At 48.3% G+C, this 17,684-nt stretch carries 16 protein-coding genes; 8 read left to right on the forward strand and 8 right to left on the reverse strand.

Annotation, left to right across the window (positions count from 1 at the left end):
- Positions 1-61: 61 nt before the first annotated feature.
- Complete coding sequence (locus KTG14_RS02540) at positions 62-1,249, forward strand: MFS transporter (RefSeq protein ID WP_216969137.1); 1,188 nt, start codon at positions 62-64, stop codon at positions 1,247-1,249.
- A 36-nt stretch (positions 1,250-1,285) separates the two neighbouring features.
- Here the strand turns inward: KTG14_RS02540 and KTG14_RS02545 are convergent, their stop codons facing one another.
- From KTG14_RS02545 to KTG14_RS02555, 3 genes are all read right to left on the reverse strand, one after another.
- Entirely contained in the window at positions 1,286-1,603 is a 318-nt protein-coding gene (locus KTG14_RS02545) for a DUF5658 family protein (protein ID WP_216969139.1), read from the reverse strand.
- Positions 1,604-1,691: 88 nt separating this feature from the next.
- On the reverse strand, positions 1,692-2,546 hold the full coding sequence (locus tag KTG14_RS02550) for an SDR family oxidoreductase (protein WP_216969141.1): 855 nt from the start codon (positions 2,544-2,546) through the stop codon (positions 1,692-1,694).
- A 127-nt stretch (positions 2,547-2,673) separates the two neighbouring features.
- On the reverse strand, positions 2,674-3,963 hold the full coding sequence (locus KTG14_RS02555) for an MFS transporter (RefSeq protein ID WP_216969143.1): 1,290 nt from the start codon (positions 3,961-3,963) through the stop codon (positions 2,674-2,676).
- Positions 3,964-4,177: 214 nt separating this feature from the next.
- On the opposite strand from KTG14_RS02555, the gene KTG14_RS02560 reads away from it, so the two are divergent.
- Positions 4,178-5,407 (forward strand): helix-turn-helix domain-containing protein, encoded by a 1,230-nt coding sequence (locus KTG14_RS02560; RefSeq protein WP_216969145.1) that lies wholly within the window; start codon positions 4,178-4,180, stop codon positions 5,405-5,407.
- A 177-nt stretch (positions 5,408-5,584) separates the two neighbouring features.
- Here KTG14_RS02560 and KTG14_RS02565 read toward each other — a convergent pair whose 3' ends face one another.
- A complete protein-coding gene (locus KTG14_RS02565; RefSeq protein ID WP_216969684.1) occupies positions 5,585-6,703 on the reverse strand; it encodes an NAD(P)/FAD-dependent oxidoreductase in 1,119 nt (372 codons plus the stop codon).
- 157 nt (positions 6,704-6,860) lie between these two features.
- On the opposite strand from KTG14_RS02565, the gene KTG14_RS02570 reads away from it, so the two are divergent.
- From KTG14_RS02570 to cls, 5 genes are all read left to right on the forward strand, one after another.
- Complete coding sequence (locus KTG14_RS02570) at positions 6,861-7,706, forward strand: MBL fold metallo-hydrolase (protein ID WP_216969147.1); 846 nt, start codon at positions 6,861-6,863, stop codon at positions 7,704-7,706.
- 157 nt (positions 7,707-7,863) lie between these two features.
- A complete protein-coding gene (locus KTG14_RS02575; RefSeq protein ID WP_216969149.1) occupies positions 7,864-9,126 on the forward strand; it encodes a glycosyltransferase in 1,263 nt (420 codons plus the stop codon).
- Positions 9,071-9,790 carry an HAD-IIB family hydrolase gene (locus tag KTG14_RS02580; RefSeq protein WP_308462004.1) on the forward strand — a complete coding sequence of 240 codons (720 nt, stop codon included), beginning with the start codon at positions 9,071-9,073 and terminating at the stop codon, positions 9,788-9,790. Before KTG14_RS02575 ends, KTG14_RS02580 begins: the two co-directional genes overlap by 56 nt.
- Before the next feature lie 167 nt (positions 9,791-9,957).
- Positions 9,958-10,788, forward strand: coding sequence for a squalene/phytoene synthase family protein (locus KTG14_RS02585; RefSeq protein ID WP_216969152.1), 831 nt, complete (start codon positions 9,958-9,960; stop codon positions 10,786-10,788).
- 180 nt (positions 10,789-10,968) lie between these two features.
- Positions 10,969-12,426, forward strand: coding sequence for a cardiolipin synthase (gene cls / locus KTG14_RS02590; protein ID WP_216969154.1), 1,458 nt, complete (start codon positions 10,969-10,971; stop codon positions 12,424-12,426).
- A 694-nt stretch (positions 12,427-13,120) separates the two neighbouring features.
- Here the strand turns inward: cls and KTG14_RS02595 are convergent.
- A complete protein-coding gene (locus KTG14_RS02595; RefSeq protein ID WP_254177949.1) occupies positions 13,121-13,996 on the reverse strand; it encodes a M15 family metallopeptidase in 876 nt (291 codons plus the stop codon).
- Positions 13,997-14,120: 124 nt separating this feature from the next.
- On the opposite strand from KTG14_RS02595, the gene KTG14_RS02600 reads away from it, so the two are divergent.
- The gene (locus tag KTG14_RS02600; protein WP_216969156.1) at positions 14,121-15,272 is read left to right on the forward strand and encodes a 3-phenylpropionate MFS transporter; all 1,152 of its coding nucleotides are present in this window, start codon (positions 14,121-14,123) and stop codon (positions 15,270-15,272) included.
- Between the two features lie 215 nt (positions 15,273-15,487).
- Here KTG14_RS02600 and KTG14_RS02605 read toward each other — a convergent pair whose 3' ends face one another.
- The 3 genes from KTG14_RS02605 to KTG14_RS02615 form a co-directional block, all read right to left on the reverse strand.
- On the reverse strand, positions 15,488-15,733 hold the full coding sequence (locus KTG14_RS02605; protein WP_216969158.1) for a hypothetical protein: 246 nt from the start codon (positions 15,731-15,733) through the stop codon (positions 15,488-15,490).
- 49 nt (positions 15,734-15,782) lie between these two features.
- Positions 15,783-16,580, reverse strand: a complete 798-nt coding sequence (gene yidC, locus KTG14_RS02610) for a membrane protein insertase YidC (RefSeq protein ID WP_216969160.1) — start codon at positions 16,578-16,580, stop codon at positions 15,783-15,785.
- A 143-nt stretch (positions 16,581-16,723) separates the two neighbouring features.
- Positions 16,724-17,509: a helix-turn-helix domain-containing protein gene (locus KTG14_RS02615; RefSeq protein ID WP_068872033.1), complete on the reverse strand. Its 786-nt coding sequence runs from the start codon at positions 17,507-17,509 to the stop codon at positions 16,724-16,726.
- Positions 17,510-17,684: the final 175 nt, after the last annotated feature.

Consider the following 17,684-nt stretch of genomic DNA (forward strand, 5'->3'; position numbering starts at 1 on the left):
CTGAGTGGCAAACAAGAGTAAAATGAAAATACCAGTCTTTGCAGAAAGCAGGAATTCCTTTATGAAGAAAACCATTTTATTGCTCATGTCCGTCCAATTTTTCGTCTATCTTGGCTTCGGCTTGATCATCCCGATACTCCCCGAGGTGATCGTCCAGCAAGGGTATGCGGACATCCATGTTGGAGGATTAATTACAATATATGCTCTATCGTCCTTTTTCACCGCGCCGTTATGGGGAAGATTATCCGACCGCACCGGCCGCAAAAAGCTAATTTTGGTCGGCCTTGCCGGATTCTCGCTCAGTTTTTTCCTATTCTCGCTATTTCTCGATAATCTCACCCTGCTGTACATGTCGCGCGTTATCGGCGGCTTGTTCTCGGGTGCGCTTTATACGGCAGTTACGGGATATGTCGCGGACATCACGACAGATGAAGAACGCAATAAATACATGGGCCTTCTCGGCATGTCGATCGGGCTCGGCTTTATTTTTGGTCCGGCGATTGGCGGCTTGCTCGGAGCAGTCTCTTTGTCCTTGCCATTTACCGCTTCAGCTGTCCTCGTGCTGTTATTGATGGTCTATGCAAGCATCGTCTTGAAAGAACCGGTGCGTAAAGGCGAAGCGGTCAAACGCAAGCTGCTACCAAAAGGCGCCAGCACGCTTTGGCATTACCGCATCCGTTATTTGTTCGTATTCTCTTTCATGGTGACATTCCTGCTCGCAGGCTTGGAATCTACATTCCAATTGTTCCAGATTGATCAAATTGAGATTACTCCGCTTCAACTGGGCTATTTGTTCATGGCCTCAGGCTTTGTGGATGCCGCTATCCAAGGCGGTGTTGTCCGACGCGTAAAGAATGGGACGGAAACACAATGGATCATCGGTGCACAGATCGTCACCGCTCTTGGCTTGGTGCTGTTGCCGTTTACGACTAGCTTGGTATTTGCCGGCGTCGCACTCAGCATCTTCACCGCCGGCAACGCCCTCGCGCGAACTGTGCTCGTCTCGCTCACTTCCAAAGAAGCGGGCGGCAAATATGGGACAGCGGCCGGCATGACCTATTCGATGGATAACCTCGGGCGCATTATCGGCCCGCTGTTTTTCACTTGGCTACTCACCATGCAATCCGGCGCCATCTATTATCTTTCCGGCGGATTGGCCATTTTCAGCATCATCTTGATCGTCCTATTCAAAGCTTCCAAAAAATCGTTGCGCTTCACAGAACCAGAAGCCGGCCAGACCCCGGCATAGCCAATCCTCAGACAGCACGGCTGTCTGGGGATTTTTTTATAGATACAATAAAGCAATCCAAATGATGTGCAGCGATAATATACTGATATACACAAAATTGGCTGCCAGAAGAAAATAGCGCCAGACCCAGGATTCGAGCCGTACAAGCGGGGTAAAGAGGAACGCGGCAAGGCAAGCGGACAACAACAGCTTAAGCGTAAAAATCGCAAACGGAGGCAAGCCGCTGAGCAAAGGGTTTGCTTCTTCGATCGCTCCCGCCAGCAGCCCCCAATAAGTCAAAAAACCATCTGCTAAGTTCAACACAGCCAATGTCCAAATCGGTTTCTTTAGCGGCGTTATTAATTGCTCGGACATCGCATGCACCTCTCTTCCCTGTAAATTAATTTATTTATGGATAAAAAAGGCATTCAATCAGTTCGACTGATTGAATGCCTGAAAATCCTTAATATGGCGTGCCTCCGTTTATATGAAGGACTTGACCGGTGACGTAGGATGAATCGTCGGAAGCCAAGTATACATACCCTGGCGCCAGTTCATCGGGTTGCCCGGGCCGCCCGAGCGGCGTGCCGCTTCCGAAGCTTTCGACATCCTCCGCTGGGAAGGAAGCCGGAATGAGCGGGGTCCAAATTGGTCCGGGTGCCACACCATTGACTCGAATTCCTTCTTTTGCAAGCGATCCGGACAAAGCACGGGTGAATGCTAGAATCGCGCCTTTGGTGGACGAATAATCGATAAGGCTTGGCTCGCCGCGGAAGGCGGTGATCGATGTGGTATTGATGATCGATGCGCCAGGCTTCAGATGATCCAGTGCGGCTTTTGTCAGGTGGAACATGCTGAAGACATTGGTGCGGAATGTTTTTTCCAGCTGCTCTGCCGTGATATCCCTTAGCGATTCCTGTACATGCTGCTCTGCGGCATTGTTTACCAACACATCGAGTTTTCCGAATTCCTCGATCACTTGTGAAATGACTTGTTGGCAAAATCCTTCATCGCCGATGTCTCCAGCAATTAACAAGCATTTGCGGCCTTCCTTTTCGACCAGTTGCTTCGTTTCCTTTGCGTCTTCGTGTTCATCCAGATAGGAAATCGCCACGTCTGCCCCTTCTTTTGCAAAAGCGACAGCGATGGCTCGGCCGATTCCGCTATCGCCTCCGGTTACAAGTGCGGCTTTACCAGGCAAGCGCTGCGAGGCCCCTGCCAGATTCCCTTGGTAATCTGGGCTCGGTTTCATGTCGTTTTCAAAGCCGGGCTGACGCTCCTGATGCTGCGCCGGCACTTTTTCCACTTTGTCTTTCATTATGCATCTCCACCTTTCTCGGGTTTTATGTCTCCTTCTTTTTCCCCTTCCCCGTTTCCCTAAAACATGGAATCACCGTTACGCAAAAAAACAGCCGACTTATGAAAATAAGTCGGCTGTTTCGGATTCAGGATAAAACTTTGTGCAGCGGTTTTTCTGCGAGTTCTGGATAAGCTTCTCGGATGATGGCTGGGCGCATGCTGTAAGCTGTCAAGATCACTAGGCAGAGACTGCAAGCCCATAACACGTATTCGGCCGGTACTAGGTCGTAAAGCAAACCGAACAGTAAGTACCCGAGCGGCATCATGGCCATCGCCATTGATTCCAGGATACCGAAGACACGGCCGCGATATTCTTCGTCGACGTCTTTTTGCATCATGACCCCGATTGGCGTGTTGACGAAGACATTGGAGATGCCGAACGCCAGCATCAAGACGAGCAAGTAGATGACATTGCCCCAATAAGACAATCCGGCAATAAGTGGCAGGGAGACCGCCGCAAGCAAGAGCGACATGACAAGGATGGCACGCTTGGAAAATTGCAGCGGGAATCTGACTTCTTTGCGCACCGAGAAATAAATCGATGCCAGCAGCATGCCGAGCGCAATCATCGCTTCGATGAAACCGAAATGCGTCGCTTGTACTTTTAATTGCTGGACGGCGATGAACGGCAAGCCAATCATCAAGGCGGAGAAGAAGAAATTCAATCCGACAGCCGTTGTGACGATGACGGTAATGACGCGGTTTTTCCGCAAATAGGCAGCTCCTTCCTTCATGCCCTGCCAGACGCCTTGCTTGTCTTCTGCCGTGTCCGTTTCGACGCGTCTTGTATAGAGCCGGAAATTCATCGTCGCTTCTAGAATCGCTGCGAGTGCATAGGCGATCACTTGGATCAGCAGAAAGATATTCATCGACACGAAGCCGAACAGCATGCCGCCGATGACCGGACCGCCGATCGTCGCGATAGCAAGTGCCGATTGGTTATAACCCATCGCTTTTTGGATGCGATCCGGATCGATCAAATTAGCAATGGCAGAGGAAAAGGCGACGCTGGTAAACATGGAACTGACGGAAATCAATGCAGTCGCCGTGTAGATTGCCGTAAGCGACAGGCCGTTTGACAAGCTGTAGAGTAAAAGCCCGCCGACGGATAAGACACTCGCCGCCTGAGACAGCAACACCACGGCTTTTTTCGGGTAATTATCCGCGACATAACCGGCAAATGGGGCTAGCAAAGTCCGTGGCAGAATGCTGCAGATTAAGTTGATTGCGAAACTGGCGGCGGAACCGGTCAAAGCTAGGACGTAGAGGCTGATGCCGAATGCGTATACCGAACTGCCAAATGTGGAAATCAATTTGCTGATGGTGAACGTATACAGATGGTACGTAGCCTGTTTGATTTTACCCGCTTCGTTCATGTTTTTCGCTCCCTTTTCAAAAAGTTTAATTTAATTAAACAAAATATATCATGCTTTTATTCGCAATGCAAGAGAAAGTTTAATATAATTAAACAAATGACCATTATTATTTTCCAGATAAGCGACATTAATTGTTGCACTCATTTACAATGGATATAAAATACTCTAAAGAACAGCACCAAGACAATACATTATAGAAAAAGCAGGTGAGTTTATGGCAACTTTGGGGGAACGAATTAAACAGATACGAAAAGAACAAGGCCTGACTTTGCAGGCGCTTGCCGGAGATGAGCTGTCGAAGGGCATGCTCAGTTTGATTGAGAACAATAAAGCAAATCCGTCGATGGAAAGCCTTTCCTATATTGCAGAGCGGCTCGGGATTGACCGGACTGAATTGCTTCAGGAAATGCCGACCGCAGAGCTTCGCGCTTTACTCGATGAAATTGAAGAAAAACATCGCAATATCGCCGGTACAGGAGACAAAATGATAGCAGAATATGAGGAAATCGTAGAACGCATCCATCCTTACGTAGACAAGCTGCCGTTTCGCTACGAATCTGCACGGCTGCTTGAAATCTACAGCCGTTGCTGCTATCACACGAAACGTTTCGATTGGAAACCGGCGTTCGATCGTGCCCAAACGATTTACGAACAGCTGCATTTGATCAATTCTGTCGCTGACCTTCACATGTTCCGTGCGCTGATGAAATTGAGTGAGCGCAGGTATGAAGAGGCACTGGAGACTTTGCAAGCATCTCGCAAGATGTTTGAGGAGCAGACAGGTATACTAGATCCGTTAAAAAAACTCGACTTTGATTATTACGAATCAATTCTGTATTCCGCTACTGGAGATAAAGTGAATGCTCACCGGCTGATGGAAGAGGCAATCACGTATTCTAAGAAACATCAGATTTTCTACCAAATTAATGCGCTGTATCGCCTAGCAGGATTTGAAGCTTTGCTTGCAGGAGATTTGGAACTCAAAAACTATTACATTGGTAAACTCCGGCTGTTCGCCGAATTTTCAGAGGACGAAGATATCAGCGCTTATGCCAATGCCATCGAAATCCATTATTTCAATTCATTCACTCACGAATATGAAAAAGCAGATCATTTGCTTGAAGAAAACCGTAAGCAAATGGGGATGGACGATTATTACTATTTGGAAAAAGGAAAAGCATTATATGGAATGAAACACTATGCTGAAGCACTGGATTGCTTTAAACAACATCACATGAACCCCTTTATGCCGCACCCTTACGACCTGTCGATGCATTACGAAAAAGAAGCCTATATGGCCTTGATCTATGAACAATTAGGCGAGCATGAGCAAGCGAAAATCTATGCACAACAAGCAAAAGAATTGATCGAACCGATGCCGGACCTTCCGTATAAACAGTTTATCTTGGAAACACATCGGAAAATTTTTGGCAAGGCGGACTGATAATCAAAACGGCAGGAAAGATAAGATCGAACTACGTGAGAGCTTATCTTTCCGATGTAATGCTCTGCATTATTAAGCCAAAGCAATAACAAGCAAACGCTTCTTCAAGTATTGAGACAGGGCTTTGATTCGTGAATGCAGAAAAGGCAGGGGACCCGGGTCTCCTGCCTTTTCTTATTAAATTTCTTCGAAAGCTTCTTCAATATCATATAAGCTGATGTCGAGATCCAGTGTTTCGCCAATGGCGAGTTTCGCGAGCTGCATGCCGAGATACGGTCCCGCCGTAAGCCCTGATGCACCGAGTGCGTTGGCGGCAAAAAGCTTCGTTTGCCCCGGTACTTGGCCGATGAACGGCAAGGCGCTGAGTGTCGCCGGGCGGAACCCAGTGGCTGCGCCCGTGAACTCAGCTGCGGCGAGTCCTGGCGCGACGTCCAAAGTTTTCTCTAGGATGTGAAAAATGCCGCCGGCGGTCAGTTTAGCGTCAAAGCCAGCATTGTTCTCGTGGGTGGCACCCGCGACGATGCGCCCATCTTCAAACGGCACGATGTATTGGCCGAAAGGCACCATCGCAACCGGCCAGTCGCCTGTCCCCGACTCGCCAGACTGCAGATGCAAAATCTGCGCCTTTTGTGGAACAACTTTCAATTGAAGCCCGAGCGGTTTGAACAGTTCCGCCGCCCACGCGCCGCCCGCTGAGATGATTCGCTCTGCCTTCAAACTTTCACCGTTTACTGCCACACCTGTTGCCTGTCCTGCTTCAATAAACAGTTTGGCGTCACCTTGAATGACCGTCACTCCCAATTGTTTGGCGGAACGGATGAGTGCATCACGGATAGCGCTGCCGTCGACACGCGCCGCCCCACTGACATACAGAGAGCCGTAACGGTCGCCGGCATATGGGAACCTGGCTTTTGTCTCTTCCGGCGTCAGCCTTTTGATTTCGCCCATCTCTGGTGATCCCGCTTGGCGTTCGCGCGCTTTTTGTTCCATTTTGTCGAGTTTCGACTCTTCGTGGATGCTGACGATGCCCACTTGCTTATAGCCGGTCTCTTTCTCCCCGAGTGCTTCGAGTTCTTTAATGAGAACCGGGTAATAGGCGGCGCCGTTTGAAGCGAGGCGGTACCAGGCCTGGTTGCGCCTTTGGGAAATCCACGGACACACAATCCCTGCTGCCGCGCCCGTCGCCTGGCCGCGGTCCGCCCGGTCAATCAATGTGACGCTATTCCCTGCTTTTGCTGCGTAATATGCCGCACTTGCCCCGACGATGCCGGAGCCGATGATGATGATCGATTTCATTTTCTGCACCTTGCTTCCTTAACAATCTTCCTTACATTCTACCGAATCGCAGCAGGAGACTCAAATTGTGCCAGGCTGGATTGGAAATCTTCATTTCGGGTAAAGCAGTCATATGAAGAAAATCCACCGGACGAATTTTAAGGAGGAATCAATGTTTATGGAACGCAGCACTGAAACTGAGGCAATCATGCCGATGACATCGATCCGCAGCGGCTCGGGCATCGAAATCGCTCCGGATACGTATTGCTACACGACAAAAATCTCCAATGTTTTCTTGATCGGGAACCCTTCCATCAGCCCGCGCTGGGTATTGGTGGACGCTGGCATGCCGCATTCGGCCGAAAAGATTTTAAAGGAAGCTGAAAAACGTTTCGGACCGGATCAGCAATTGCAGTCGATTCTTTTGACGCACGGTCATTTCGACCATGTCGGCGCACTCATCGACATCCTTGAAAAGCATCCCGTCCCGGTCTATGCACATCCCGAGGAATTCGCGTACTTGACTGGAAAAGAAGATTATCCAGAGCCCGATTCTACTGTAGAAGGCGGAATGGTCGCGAAAATGTCCAAGACTTTCCCGGTAAAAGCCATCGATATTTCGGAGCACTTGGTCGAGCTTCCAGCAGACGGGAGCATTCCTGATTTGCCGAATTGGCGCTGGCTGCATACACCCGGCCATACGAAAGGCCACGTCTCGTTCTTCAAGGACGTCGGCCGCGTTTTGATCGCAGGGGATGCATTTGTTACGGTCAAACAGGATTCACTTTATAAAGTGATGCGCCAGAAAAAACAAGTGCACGGCCCGCCCGTGTATTTAACAACCGATTGGCGCGCCGCTTGGGAGTCGGTATCCAAACTCGCAGACTTGAAACCTTCCTTCGCCGCCACCGGGCACGGCAAACCGATGAAAGGCTCAGCCTTGGCTAAAGGCCTGGTTGAACTGGCGGATCATTTCCCTGATGTCGCCGTCCCCTCCCACGGAAAATTTGTCCATACAAAATGACCACGCTAAAGGACGCTGTTAAAGGCGTCTTTTTTTAATACCGCTAAAAGTTTTGGAACTTTTCAGAAATCCTGTTTAGCGTTTCCTAATTATGGGTATATATAATATGCACTCCCACCTTTTTCGGGGAGGAACTAACGAACGGAGATGAACGACAATGACCAAACAAGTGCTTTTTGTATCAGACCATGGCGATCCTTTGGCAAAGCTCGGCGGAAAACAAGCAGGCGGCCAAAACAATTACGTCAAGCAACTGGCACTCGCTCTTGAAAGCAGAGGGTGGCAGGTGGATGTCGTGACCCATTGGTGCGATGAAAATGCCCCTCAAGTTGAACATTTCGGCGAACGCTGCCGTGTAATTCGTGTAGAAGCCGGCTATAAAGGATTCGTTTCGAAAAATGAAATGTACTCCATGCTTCCGGCATTTTATAAAGAAATGAAACGGCTATTGCCGCTGTCAAAATACGATATTGTCCACACCCATTATTGGCTTTCAGGATTGATCGGCAAAAAGCTCAAAGAAGAATTTGGGCTGCCTTATATCCATACATCCCACTCGCTTGGATGGGCAAAAGAAGAAGCGACCGGCACGCATGATGCGCGGCGCGAAAAAGCGGAAGAAACTGTACTTGCCCACAGCGACCATATCCTTGCGACGACAAATACAGAAAAACAAGTGATCAAAGAGAACGTTTCCGCTGCTTCTCCCATCTCAGTAATCCCCATCGGAGTCGACGAAGCGTTCCGCGTCCGCGGCAGCCGACACCATATCCGGAAAAAATTTGGCTACGAGGACCCCCTCTTCGTTTTCGCAGGACGTCTGGAAGCAACAAAAGGCATTTTCACTTTATTGAAAGCCTTCAAGCTTTTGGCAGAAAAAAGCGGCGACCGCTACACGCCTGAATTAGTGATCGCCGGTGGTGAACCCGATGCCATCGACACGGAAACAGGTTTGCCAAAAGATCCTGAGCTGCGCAAAGCGGTGAGAGGCATTGAACAACACGTCCGCTTTGTCGGACCGAAAAACCAAGAACAATTGGCCTTACTATTCAACTCAGCTACCGCCACCATCGTTCCGAGCTTCTACGAATCATTCGGGATGGTAGCAGCTGAAGCGCAGGCTTGCGGCAGCCCAGTCATCGCCTCGAAAGTCGGCGGCTTGAAAAACGTGGTCGAAGATGGCGTCAGCGGCTTGCTGGTCGATGCGCAGAACGAAATCGACTTGGCGATTGCCATGGAGGTGCTTTCAGTCAATTCACTATTGGTTGAACGCCTTAGCCGCCAAGCCGTGCGCATCGCGCGCAAAGATTTCAATTGGGTCAGCATTTCAAAAAGAATAAATACATTGTATGAGGTGATCATCCGTGAACGGAGCAACACACTTGCTAGCGACCGACCTGGACGGAACCTTAGTCGGTGATAGAGCCGGGCTGGAGGAATTGCTGGATTTCTATGAACAGCAGCCTTACGAAGTCGGCTTGATCTATATTACCGGCCGCCATCTTGCTTCTGCACAACAGCTGATTGCGGATGAAGGCCTCCCGATTCCACAAGCGCTCGTCACTGATGTTGGAACCGAAATCTATATGGGAACCAGTTTTCTAAAAGACGAAAATTGGGAAGCCCATTTGATGGACGATTGGGCCCCCAACCAAATCGAAGAGGTAGCGAAGGCAATCGACGGCTTGACCCCACAGGATCTGCCTGTGAAGAGTCGGCGCTCTTACCATGTGACGGATGCACGGGCAGTCGACCAATTCCGCCAGCTGCTCGAAGCAGAAAAGGTGCCCCATAAGCTGATCTTCAGCGGCGGCAAAGATCTCGATATCCTGCCTCCGAATAGCGGAAAAGGCCAGTCCCTCCGCTACTTGTTGGAACGCCATAAAATTTCAGACGCTAAACTGCTGGTCGCAGGTGATTCCGGAAACGACCTGGAAATGCTGACGCTTGGTTTCCCCTCCGTCATCGTCGGCAACGCTCAGCCGGAACTCAAAACCCACGAAGAGCACCCGCTGATTTTCCGTGCAAATCGCCATTGTGCCGGCGGAATATACGAAGCGTGGAACTATTTTCATGTAGACTGAACCCTTTGGAGAACTTGTTTCTTCCGAAGGGTTTTCTTATGGTGCTATGGGTAATCATTTGTTTTTTCAGCCATTTCGTTTATATTTAGAAGGAAGACATTTTACGAATCAAGTGGGCCGCGCCCATACATAAGCACGTTTAAACTCTACATAAAGGAGGACTGAAGATGAGCAAAGTCGCCAATCTGCAAAAAGAATCACTCGCGATGCTGAAACAAACGAGCCGGACCTTTTTCATTCCAATCAGCTTTTTGGATCCTGTCCTGAAGAAAACCGTCGGCTCTGCCTATTTGTGCATGCGCGCAATCGATGAAATTGAAGATCATCCCGAGCTTCCTGCTGAAGTGAAAGCGTCTCTTCTGCGCTCCATCCAACATATGCTCGAAACGGATATTGACGAAACGGAATACGCGGCACTTGTCGCCCCCTACGCGGACTATTTGCCCTCCGTGACGATGCGGCTTCCCGACTGGATCGAAGTATGTCCTCCCGAAATACGCGGAAAAGTGCTCGAGTCGACGGCCATCATGGCTGGTGGCATGGCCAAGTGGGTCGAAAAAGATTGGGTCATCCATACGCGTGAAGACCTGGACGATTACACGTATTATGTCGCCGGCCTCGTCGGCGTCATGCTTTCCGATCTTTGGAGATGGCATGACGGCACTGAAACCGATACAGAACTCGCCATCGGGTTCGGACGCGGTTTGCAGGCCGTCAACATGCTGCGCAATTACGATGAAGATTACGAGCGCGGCGTCACGTTCGTCCCAGATGGCTGGACGCGTGACGATATGTTCAGCTACGCAAGGGAAAACCTGTCGCAAGCCGATCACTACGTAAAATCCATCAAAAACAAACGCATCCTCATGTTCTGTAAAGTTCCGCTCGCCCTGGCCCATAGCACCTTAAAAGCGCTCAAATCCGGCAAGGAAAAGATGAGCCGCCAGGAAGTCGAAGGCATTGTTGAACAATTGAAAGAAGAAGAACGCCTCAGTTAAATAAAACTGCACTCTCATCCGTAGAGTGCAGTTTTTTTATAGTCAATGAAATAAATAGGGGTTTAATTACAATAAAATTTATAGTGAGGAAATAACATCCATCTAACTCTTCCTTTCTTTCAATTACACAACTAGTCTATACTAGAAGCAATAAACAATTATCCACAAAGGAGAATGGCCATGACCGTCACCATTATCAGTGTGTTGACTGCTGCAATCTTCATCTTGAACATTTTCCTCGCAGCGGCGCTGGTGTTTCTGGAACGCCGGGATGCTTCCTCCACTTGGGCATGGCTATTGGTGCTATTCTTCATTCCGATTGCCGGGTTCTTCATCTACCTGTTGCTCGGCCGCAAGCTTCGTCAAAAAAAGCTTTTTAAATGGGAAGAAGGACGCAAACGGATCGGAATCGAAAGCCTGATTGCCCATCAAATGAATGAAATCCATGACGGCACCTTCGCTTTTCAGGATGTCAGCACGAAGGATTACAGCAATCTAATTTACTTGCATTTGCGCAATAACGGCGCGTTATTGACACAAAACAATCATGTGAAAATCTTCAACGATGGCCGGGAAAAATTCGATGCTTTGATCCGTGATATCGAACAGGCGACAGACCACATCCACATCCAATATTATATCTTCCGGCTGGACCAGCTCGGCAATCGCATCATGGACGCTTTGCTCGCTAAAGCAAGGGAAGGCGTGAAGGTGCGCTTACTTTACGATGACATGGGCTCCCGCAGTTTGAGCAAGCGCCATTTCAAGGAGTTTTCAGCAGCCGGCGGTGAAGTGGAAACGTTCTTTCCTTCCATTATGCCGATCATCAATCCACGGCTCAACTATCGAAATCACCGAAAAATCGCTATTATCGATGGAAAAGTCGGCTATATCGGCGGCTTTAATGTCGGGGAGGAATATCTCGGACTCAACCGCCGCTTCGGCTATTGGCGCGATACGCATCTGCGCTTGGAAGGTAATGCCCTGTATCCGCTCCAGACGCGTTTTATCCTCGACTGGAACCAGGCTTCTGCACGGCGAGATATCGAATATGATGAAGCGTATTTTCCTGTACAGCCAAACGATGGCACGACTTCTCTGCAAATTGTCTCGAGTGGCCCCGACGAGGAATGGGAACAGATTAAAGATGGTTATTTAAAGCTGATCCACTTGGCGCGCGAATACATTTACATCCAGACACCTTATTTCATTCCGGATGCGAGTTTCTATGACGCCCTCCGGATTGCGGCGCTGTCTGGAATCGATGTGCGCATCATGATCCCGAACAAGCCGGACCACCCATTCGTCTATTGGGCGACCTATTCCTATGCAGGGCAGATGTTGCGGGCAGGAGCTCGGGTGTTCATCTACGATAACGGCTTCCTGCATACGAAAATGATTGTCATTGACGACGAAGCGTCAACGGTCGGGACCGCGAATATCGATGTCCGCAGCTTCAAGTTGAACTTTGAAGTGAATGCCTTCATTTATGATGAGAAGGTGTCGATGGAACTTGCGGATATGTTCAGGCAGGATACGGAATTATCATCAGAGCTGACTTATGAGATGTATATGGCGAGAACCCGCATGATCAAATCGAAAGAATCCATCGCCCGCCTACTGGCACCGATTCTTTAATCAAACCAGTGAACGCCCTTTCCATATGGAAGGGGCGTTTTTTTCGTTTGGTGAGTTGTATGTACTAAGGGATCTTCTTGCATTAATAATGATATAAAAAGTATATGGGAGAGATTACGCTGCAAGGGGCACGCTTGCCGAGGGGCGGGTGTTGAGCCAATGTGCCGCAAAGAGAGCGGCACATTTGTCTCGCCAGCCCGCGCGGTCCCTCCGGCGTCGGCCCCTTTCCGCTCCATCTCTAGTTTTAGAGAGGAAATGAAATTCATCACACATTGAAGTAATTATAAAAAATTTTGGTCAGCTTCGTAAATCCAAATTAAATAACCACAGCAATTTCATAACTATCAAGTCTAAATAAGCGATGCCACCAGCGGATGAAACCAACTAACAGCGACACATCCTGGCACCCAATATCCAATAAAATCTTAAAGCCGAACCGCGCACACGGGCGAGCCGAAGCAATAAGACAAGTGCCCTTCTTGGCTTATTGCGAAAGGCTTGCCCCAAGCGGGAGGCGATTGCTTCACAATGAAATAATCAACGGCCGAGCCATCTCACTATCAAGCCCAGCTAAGTATCCCCGCCAGTGGATGAAACCAACTAACAGTGACACTTCCTCACACATAATATCCAATAAAAAAAACGGCCGCTCTCCCTTTCAGGAAAACGGCCGGTTCTGTTATTCGGTTGTTGTTTATATTCCGATATATTCTTCCAAGGTGATGTTTTGGTTGTAGATCGCGGTGGCGGCTTCTTTTCCGACATAGCGGAAATGCCAAGATTCGTGCATATAGCCGGTGATCTGTTCTTTTCCTTGCGGATAGCGCAGGATGAAGCCGTAATTGTGGGCATTTTCTTTTACCCATTTGCCCCCTGCCGTGTCACCGAATGATGCAGATGCCCAGTGTTGTTCCTGGCCGGCTTCACCGATGTCAAAAGCGAGGCCAGTCTGGTGCTCAGAGTAGCCAGGGCGTGCGCTATAGCGGTCGGCCGCTTCCTGTCCGTCTTTGGCAACATAGCCTTCGTATAGTTGTTTTTGGCGTGCAAATTCGCGGTATGTGCTAAAGGCGACCAACTGCAGCCCGTCCGAAGCGGCAGCTTGTGCCATCGAATCAAATGCTGCACGAGCCTCCGCATTTTCGCCCGGTGCATAGGTTTCTGGCAGCGGGTACTGTTTATTCGCCAGCAAGATGCCATTCACGATAGTCGGTTCTGATGGCAATTGATCGATATCCGGATAGACAGTGGCGTCTTTCGGTGCAGGTGCAGGCGTTTCCGCTTCCGGCTGCTCTTCCGGTTGTGCTTCAGGCTGTTCGGTTTCTTCCGTCACTTCTTGCTCTTCTTCCACTGCCGGTTCCTCCTGTTCTGCTGGAGCTTGCTCTTGCTGCTCAGTTTCTGCCGGCTGTTCGGTAAAGGCCTGTGCCAATGCTTGCATGCTATCTTCTGTATCCCAGTTATGCATAGAGAGCCAAACCGCGGCAATTGCTGCCCAGATTGCTGTCATTGCGATCACCATCCATTTTATATAAAATTTCTTGTCGAACTCTTTTTTCTTATTTGTGGGTTTCATGGGCTGGCCAACTTTCCTGTCAATTCCTTTTCTATTCTATCATTTTCTTCCCAAAAATTCCCCTGGCGCGAAAATATTTCGGTATACTTTAATCAGACTTCTGGAAAAGAGTGGAGATTTATTCATGCACAATCAAAAATGGCTATCGTTGAACTTTTTTGCGTTTTTCTTTACATGGGGCGTCTTTTTGCCTTACTGGACAGGCTGGCTGACAAATGAGAAAGGCTTGAGTGTATCGGCAGCAAGTGTCATCATGGGGACCGGCATGGTCGCGCGGTCACTATCGACTTTGTTTTTCTTCCCGCTCCTGACAAGGCTGTTCTCGCTTGGACGACTGATGCAGCTCCTTGCAATCGCCTCATTTCTCGTAATGACATTCTATATCCCGGCAAATTCCTACACTTTGCTGTTCATCATCACGTTCGCTTTCAGCTTTATCTATCCGAATCTATTGCCTGCAATGGAAAGCGGCGCAACCGTGCTGATGCAGACCGACCGCATCCATTACGGCAAAAGCCGATCCTATGGCTCGCTCGGTTATACGATTGCTTTATTGATTGTCGGGGCAGCTACCGCCATCTGGCAGGAAACGGCGATTTTATGGATTATGCTTCTAGGCTTACTGTTCATGGCGGTCACGCAATCGCTCGCTTCTCCTGTTCCGCTGCAATCAAGGACGGCACCAAGAACGAAGAAAGGGCCGAGCGCCACAGCGGAACTGTTGAAATCGAAAGGTTTTGTGACGATTCTAGTGGTATCCATCCTGCTGCAAGGAGCGCATGCAGCCTATTACAATTACGGCTTTATCTACCTTCAGGATATCGGCGTCAACAGTTTCTATATCGGCCTGATTTTGAATGTAGCCGTAATTTTTGAAATCGTCTTTTTCGTCAAAGCCGATACACTATTCGAGAAATGGTCGGTGTCGTCGATGTTCCTGCTGGCAGGCATCGGCTCAACCGTTCGCTGGATTTTGATTTTCCTATTTCCATCGGTGTGGGTGTTTATCTTGGCGCAAACGCTTCACGCTTTGTCTTTCGGCGTCGCGCACTTCGCCTTTATCCGCTATATCTTCAAAAAGCTCGACCCGATCAATATCCCAGCGGCTCAGGGCATGTATGCTGCACTCGGCATGAGCTTGAGCGTCGCATTGTTGACTTTCGCTGGAGGCTATCTATACGAAATCGCGCCGGGCTATTCATTCCTCGGGATGGCGGCGTCTTCGTTCCCAGCCGTGGTACTGGTGTTGTTGACACGCAAACGTTTTGCTTATTAAAAATATTTAAAAATAACGTTCCGACCCCCTTAACGGCCGCCATTGCGCCGAATAATTCGGCATAACTGTTAAGGGAGCTGGGAATTTTGAAAGAAATATCAAAGCATGACCTGCTGACCCTCATGAGTCAGTTGGACTTTCTTCTGGAAGAACGCAAAAAAGATAAACACCATCATACAGAAACAGCACAGGCTAATTAGCCTGTGCTGTTTTTTCTAGATAAAGATTACAATTAAGACGACGACGAACAACACGGCAAAGAGTATCGCCATACCCTTTGTCCATCTTGCTTCACGGGCCATGCCCAATTCTTTCATTTGCTTATAGCGGAATGTGTTCGTCAAGACGAACAGGAGCGTCATGAACAATACAGCGATTTCCATACTGCCCATGAACAAGAAGACGATCGCCAAGATGCTGAGTAGTAAAATCAAGACGCCTTGCAAAATTTTCGGGTTCATCACTAATCTCTCCTGAAAAAAAAGCCGGCGATTGCGCCGGCTTTTTTGGTTATTTTTTCTTTTCTGCTGTTTCTGTCTCTTCCACGGCTTCCAAGGCTTTTTCTGGATGCGCCGAATAAAATTTCCGGCCGATGAATGTTTGGATGATCAACAAGATCCCGCCAACTGCCCAGTACACAGGCAATGCAGCCATTGATGTGAACGAAATGAACATGATCATGATCGGAGACAGGTAGATGAAAAATTTCATCTGTTTTTGCTGCTGTTCCGGCATAGTCCATAGCGACACTCTGGCTTGGAAGAAATACACAGCTCCCGCAATCAAGGTCATGATAATATCGGGCGAGCCAAGATTGAACCAAAGAAATTCATGCGATCGAACATCTGGTGAATAAAGAATAGCAAAATACAAGCCCATGATGATCGGCATCTGGATGACGACCGGCAAGCAGCCCATATTGAGCGGATTGACGTCATGCTTTTTGTAAAGCCCCATCATTTCCTGTTGGAGCTTCATTTGCTCTTCTTTATCTTTCGTTTCCTTCAAGCGCTTCTGGATGTCTTCCATTTCCGGGCGCATCGAATCCATCTTCACTTTCATGCCTTGTTGGCGTTTATAGGTACGCAGCATGAATGGCATCAAGACGAGACGGATGATGATTGTGATGACCACAATCGCCATGCCGTAGCTTCCTCCGAAGAGGTTTCCTAAATAATCGAGCGAGAAATCAAATGGCGCTACAAAAATCGAGTAGAAAAAACCTTCTTTGTTTTCAACTGCTGAACAGCCGCTCAAGAAAGCGATCGTTGCCGCAAGCATGAGCAGTAATGTAAGTTTCTTTTTCACGTTTGTCACCTTCACCTTTTTGGACTACTAAGAAGTATAACGATATAGGCGCAAAAATTCAATGCACGGTCCCGAGGCTGGCTGCTTTTTTCTTTTCTTGTGACGAAAGTTAGGCATAGAAAAAAAGGAGAATATCTTCTCCTTTATTTGGCGTTTGGCAAAGTATAGCGGAAATAAGGAATATGCTGGCTGTCGCGGAATTGCTTCGGCGTCACCGTTGTATACTTTTTGAAGATCCGCGTGAAATAGCTCTGGTTACAGAAGTGGAATTGCTTGGAAATTTCCGAAATCCCTTTATTTGAATGGCGCAAATAATATTGCGATTCTTCCACGCGGCGCACGTTCAAGTACTCCACCAGTGTAATCCCTGCATGCTCGCGGAAAATACGCGACAGATGGCTGGTAGAAATATTGAAGTGTTTAGCGATTTCTTCCACCGACAGATCACGCTCAACTTCATCGTTAATGAAAATGACCACTTTGTTAACGGTTTGGTGACCGAATGACGGCTGTTTACGTTCCGAGATGATCGATGTGAAAAACTCGATCAGTTCATCGGCAACATACATGAATTCCGAATCATTCATATGCTTATCGACCAATTCGACACAAGCCGCGTTGAAAGCGAATGCTTTTTTCGGCGGGACGCGCATCTCATACAATTTGCGTGCCATAACGGATGATAAAATGATGTAGTAATTGCGAACAGTGCGGATAATGTCTTTTCCTGCGTGAAGGGCAAGCATATCGATTAATTCACGCAATGTTTCTTTGGCACGATCTTTCTCTAAATTATGAATTTCGTGCATCAATTGAGTCTCCACTTCAAAAAACCGCTCCAGCCCCTCCAGCTGCGCGACATTTTCTGTTTCGTTCATAAAGATTCTGGAAATAGTTTCCTGAATGGATGGCGTTTCAAGTATATTCATCTTCTCCCCGGCTTTCTATGTAAAAAATTTAACGAACTTATTCATTTAATGAACTGCTTGAATAAATAATAATAATAGCGTTTTACAGATAAATTTACAAGTTTTTAAGTAAATTGAGCTAATTTATCTTTCAAACATATGACATCAGTAACAGTTAAAGCCAATTATACACTTA

The sequence above is a fragment of the Planococcus sp. CP5-4_YE genome (assembly GCF_019042655.1).
Taxonomy (GTDB): Bacteria; Bacillota; Bacilli; order Bacillales_A; family Planococcaceae; genus Planococcus.

What these genes read in the sequence shown, in the direction of transcription:
- KTG14_RS02555 (WP_216969143.1), bottom strand. Translation starts at nt 3,963, where the DNA reads ATGAACGAAGCGGGTAAAATCAAACAGGCTACGTACCATCTGTATACG.
- KTG14_RS02605 (WP_216969158.1), bottom strand. Translation starts at nt 15,733, where the DNA reads ATGAACCCGAAAATTTTGCAAGGCGTCTTGATTTTACTACTCAGCATC.
- KTG14_RS02550 (WP_216969141.1), bottom strand. Translation starts at nt 2,546, where the DNA reads ATGAAAGACAAAGTGGAAAAAGTGCCGGCGCAGCATCAGGAGCGTCAG.
- KTG14_RS02545 (WP_216969139.1), bottom strand. Translation starts at nt 1,603, where the DNA reads ATGTCCGAGCAATTAATAACGCCGCTAAAGAAACCGATTTGGACATTG.
- cls (WP_216969154.1), top strand. Translation starts at nt 10,969, where the DNA reads ATGACCGTCACCATTATCAGTGTGTTGACTGCTGCAATCTTCATCTTG.
- KTG14_RS02585 (WP_216969152.1), top strand. Translation starts at nt 9,958, where the DNA reads ATGAGCAAAGTCGCCAATCTGCAAAAAGAATCACTCGCGATGCTGAAA.
- KTG14_RS02570 (WP_216969147.1), top strand. Translation starts at nt 6,861, where the DNA reads ATGGAACGCAGCACTGAAACTGAGGCAATCATGCCGATGACATCGATC.
- KTG14_RS02560 (WP_216969145.1), top strand. Translation starts at nt 4,178, where the DNA reads ATGGCAACTTTGGGGGAACGAATTAAACAGATACGAAAAGAACAAGGC.
- KTG14_RS02540 (WP_216969137.1), top strand. Translation starts at nt 62, where the DNA reads ATGAAGAAAACCATTTTATTGCTCATGTCCGTCCAATTTTTCGTCTAT.
- KTG14_RS02600 (WP_216969156.1), top strand. Translation starts at nt 14,121, where the DNA reads ATGCACAATCAAAAATGGCTATCGTTGAACTTTTTTGCGTTTTTCTTT.
- KTG14_RS02595 (WP_254177949.1), bottom strand. Translation starts at nt 13,996, where the DNA reads ATGAAACCCACAAATAAGAAAAAAGAGTTCGACAAGAAATTTTATATA.
- KTG14_RS02575 (WP_216969149.1), top strand. Translation starts at nt 7,864, where the DNA reads ATGACCAAACAAGTGCTTTTTGTATCAGACCATGGCGATCCTTTGGCA.
- KTG14_RS02615 (WP_068872033.1), bottom strand. Translation starts at nt 17,509, where the DNA reads ATGAATATACTTGAAACGCCATCCATTCAGGAAACTATTTCCAGAATC.
- KTG14_RS02565 (WP_216969684.1), bottom strand. Translation starts at nt 6,703, where the DNA reads ATGAAATCGATCATCATCATCGGCTCCGGCATCGTCGGGGCAAGTGCG.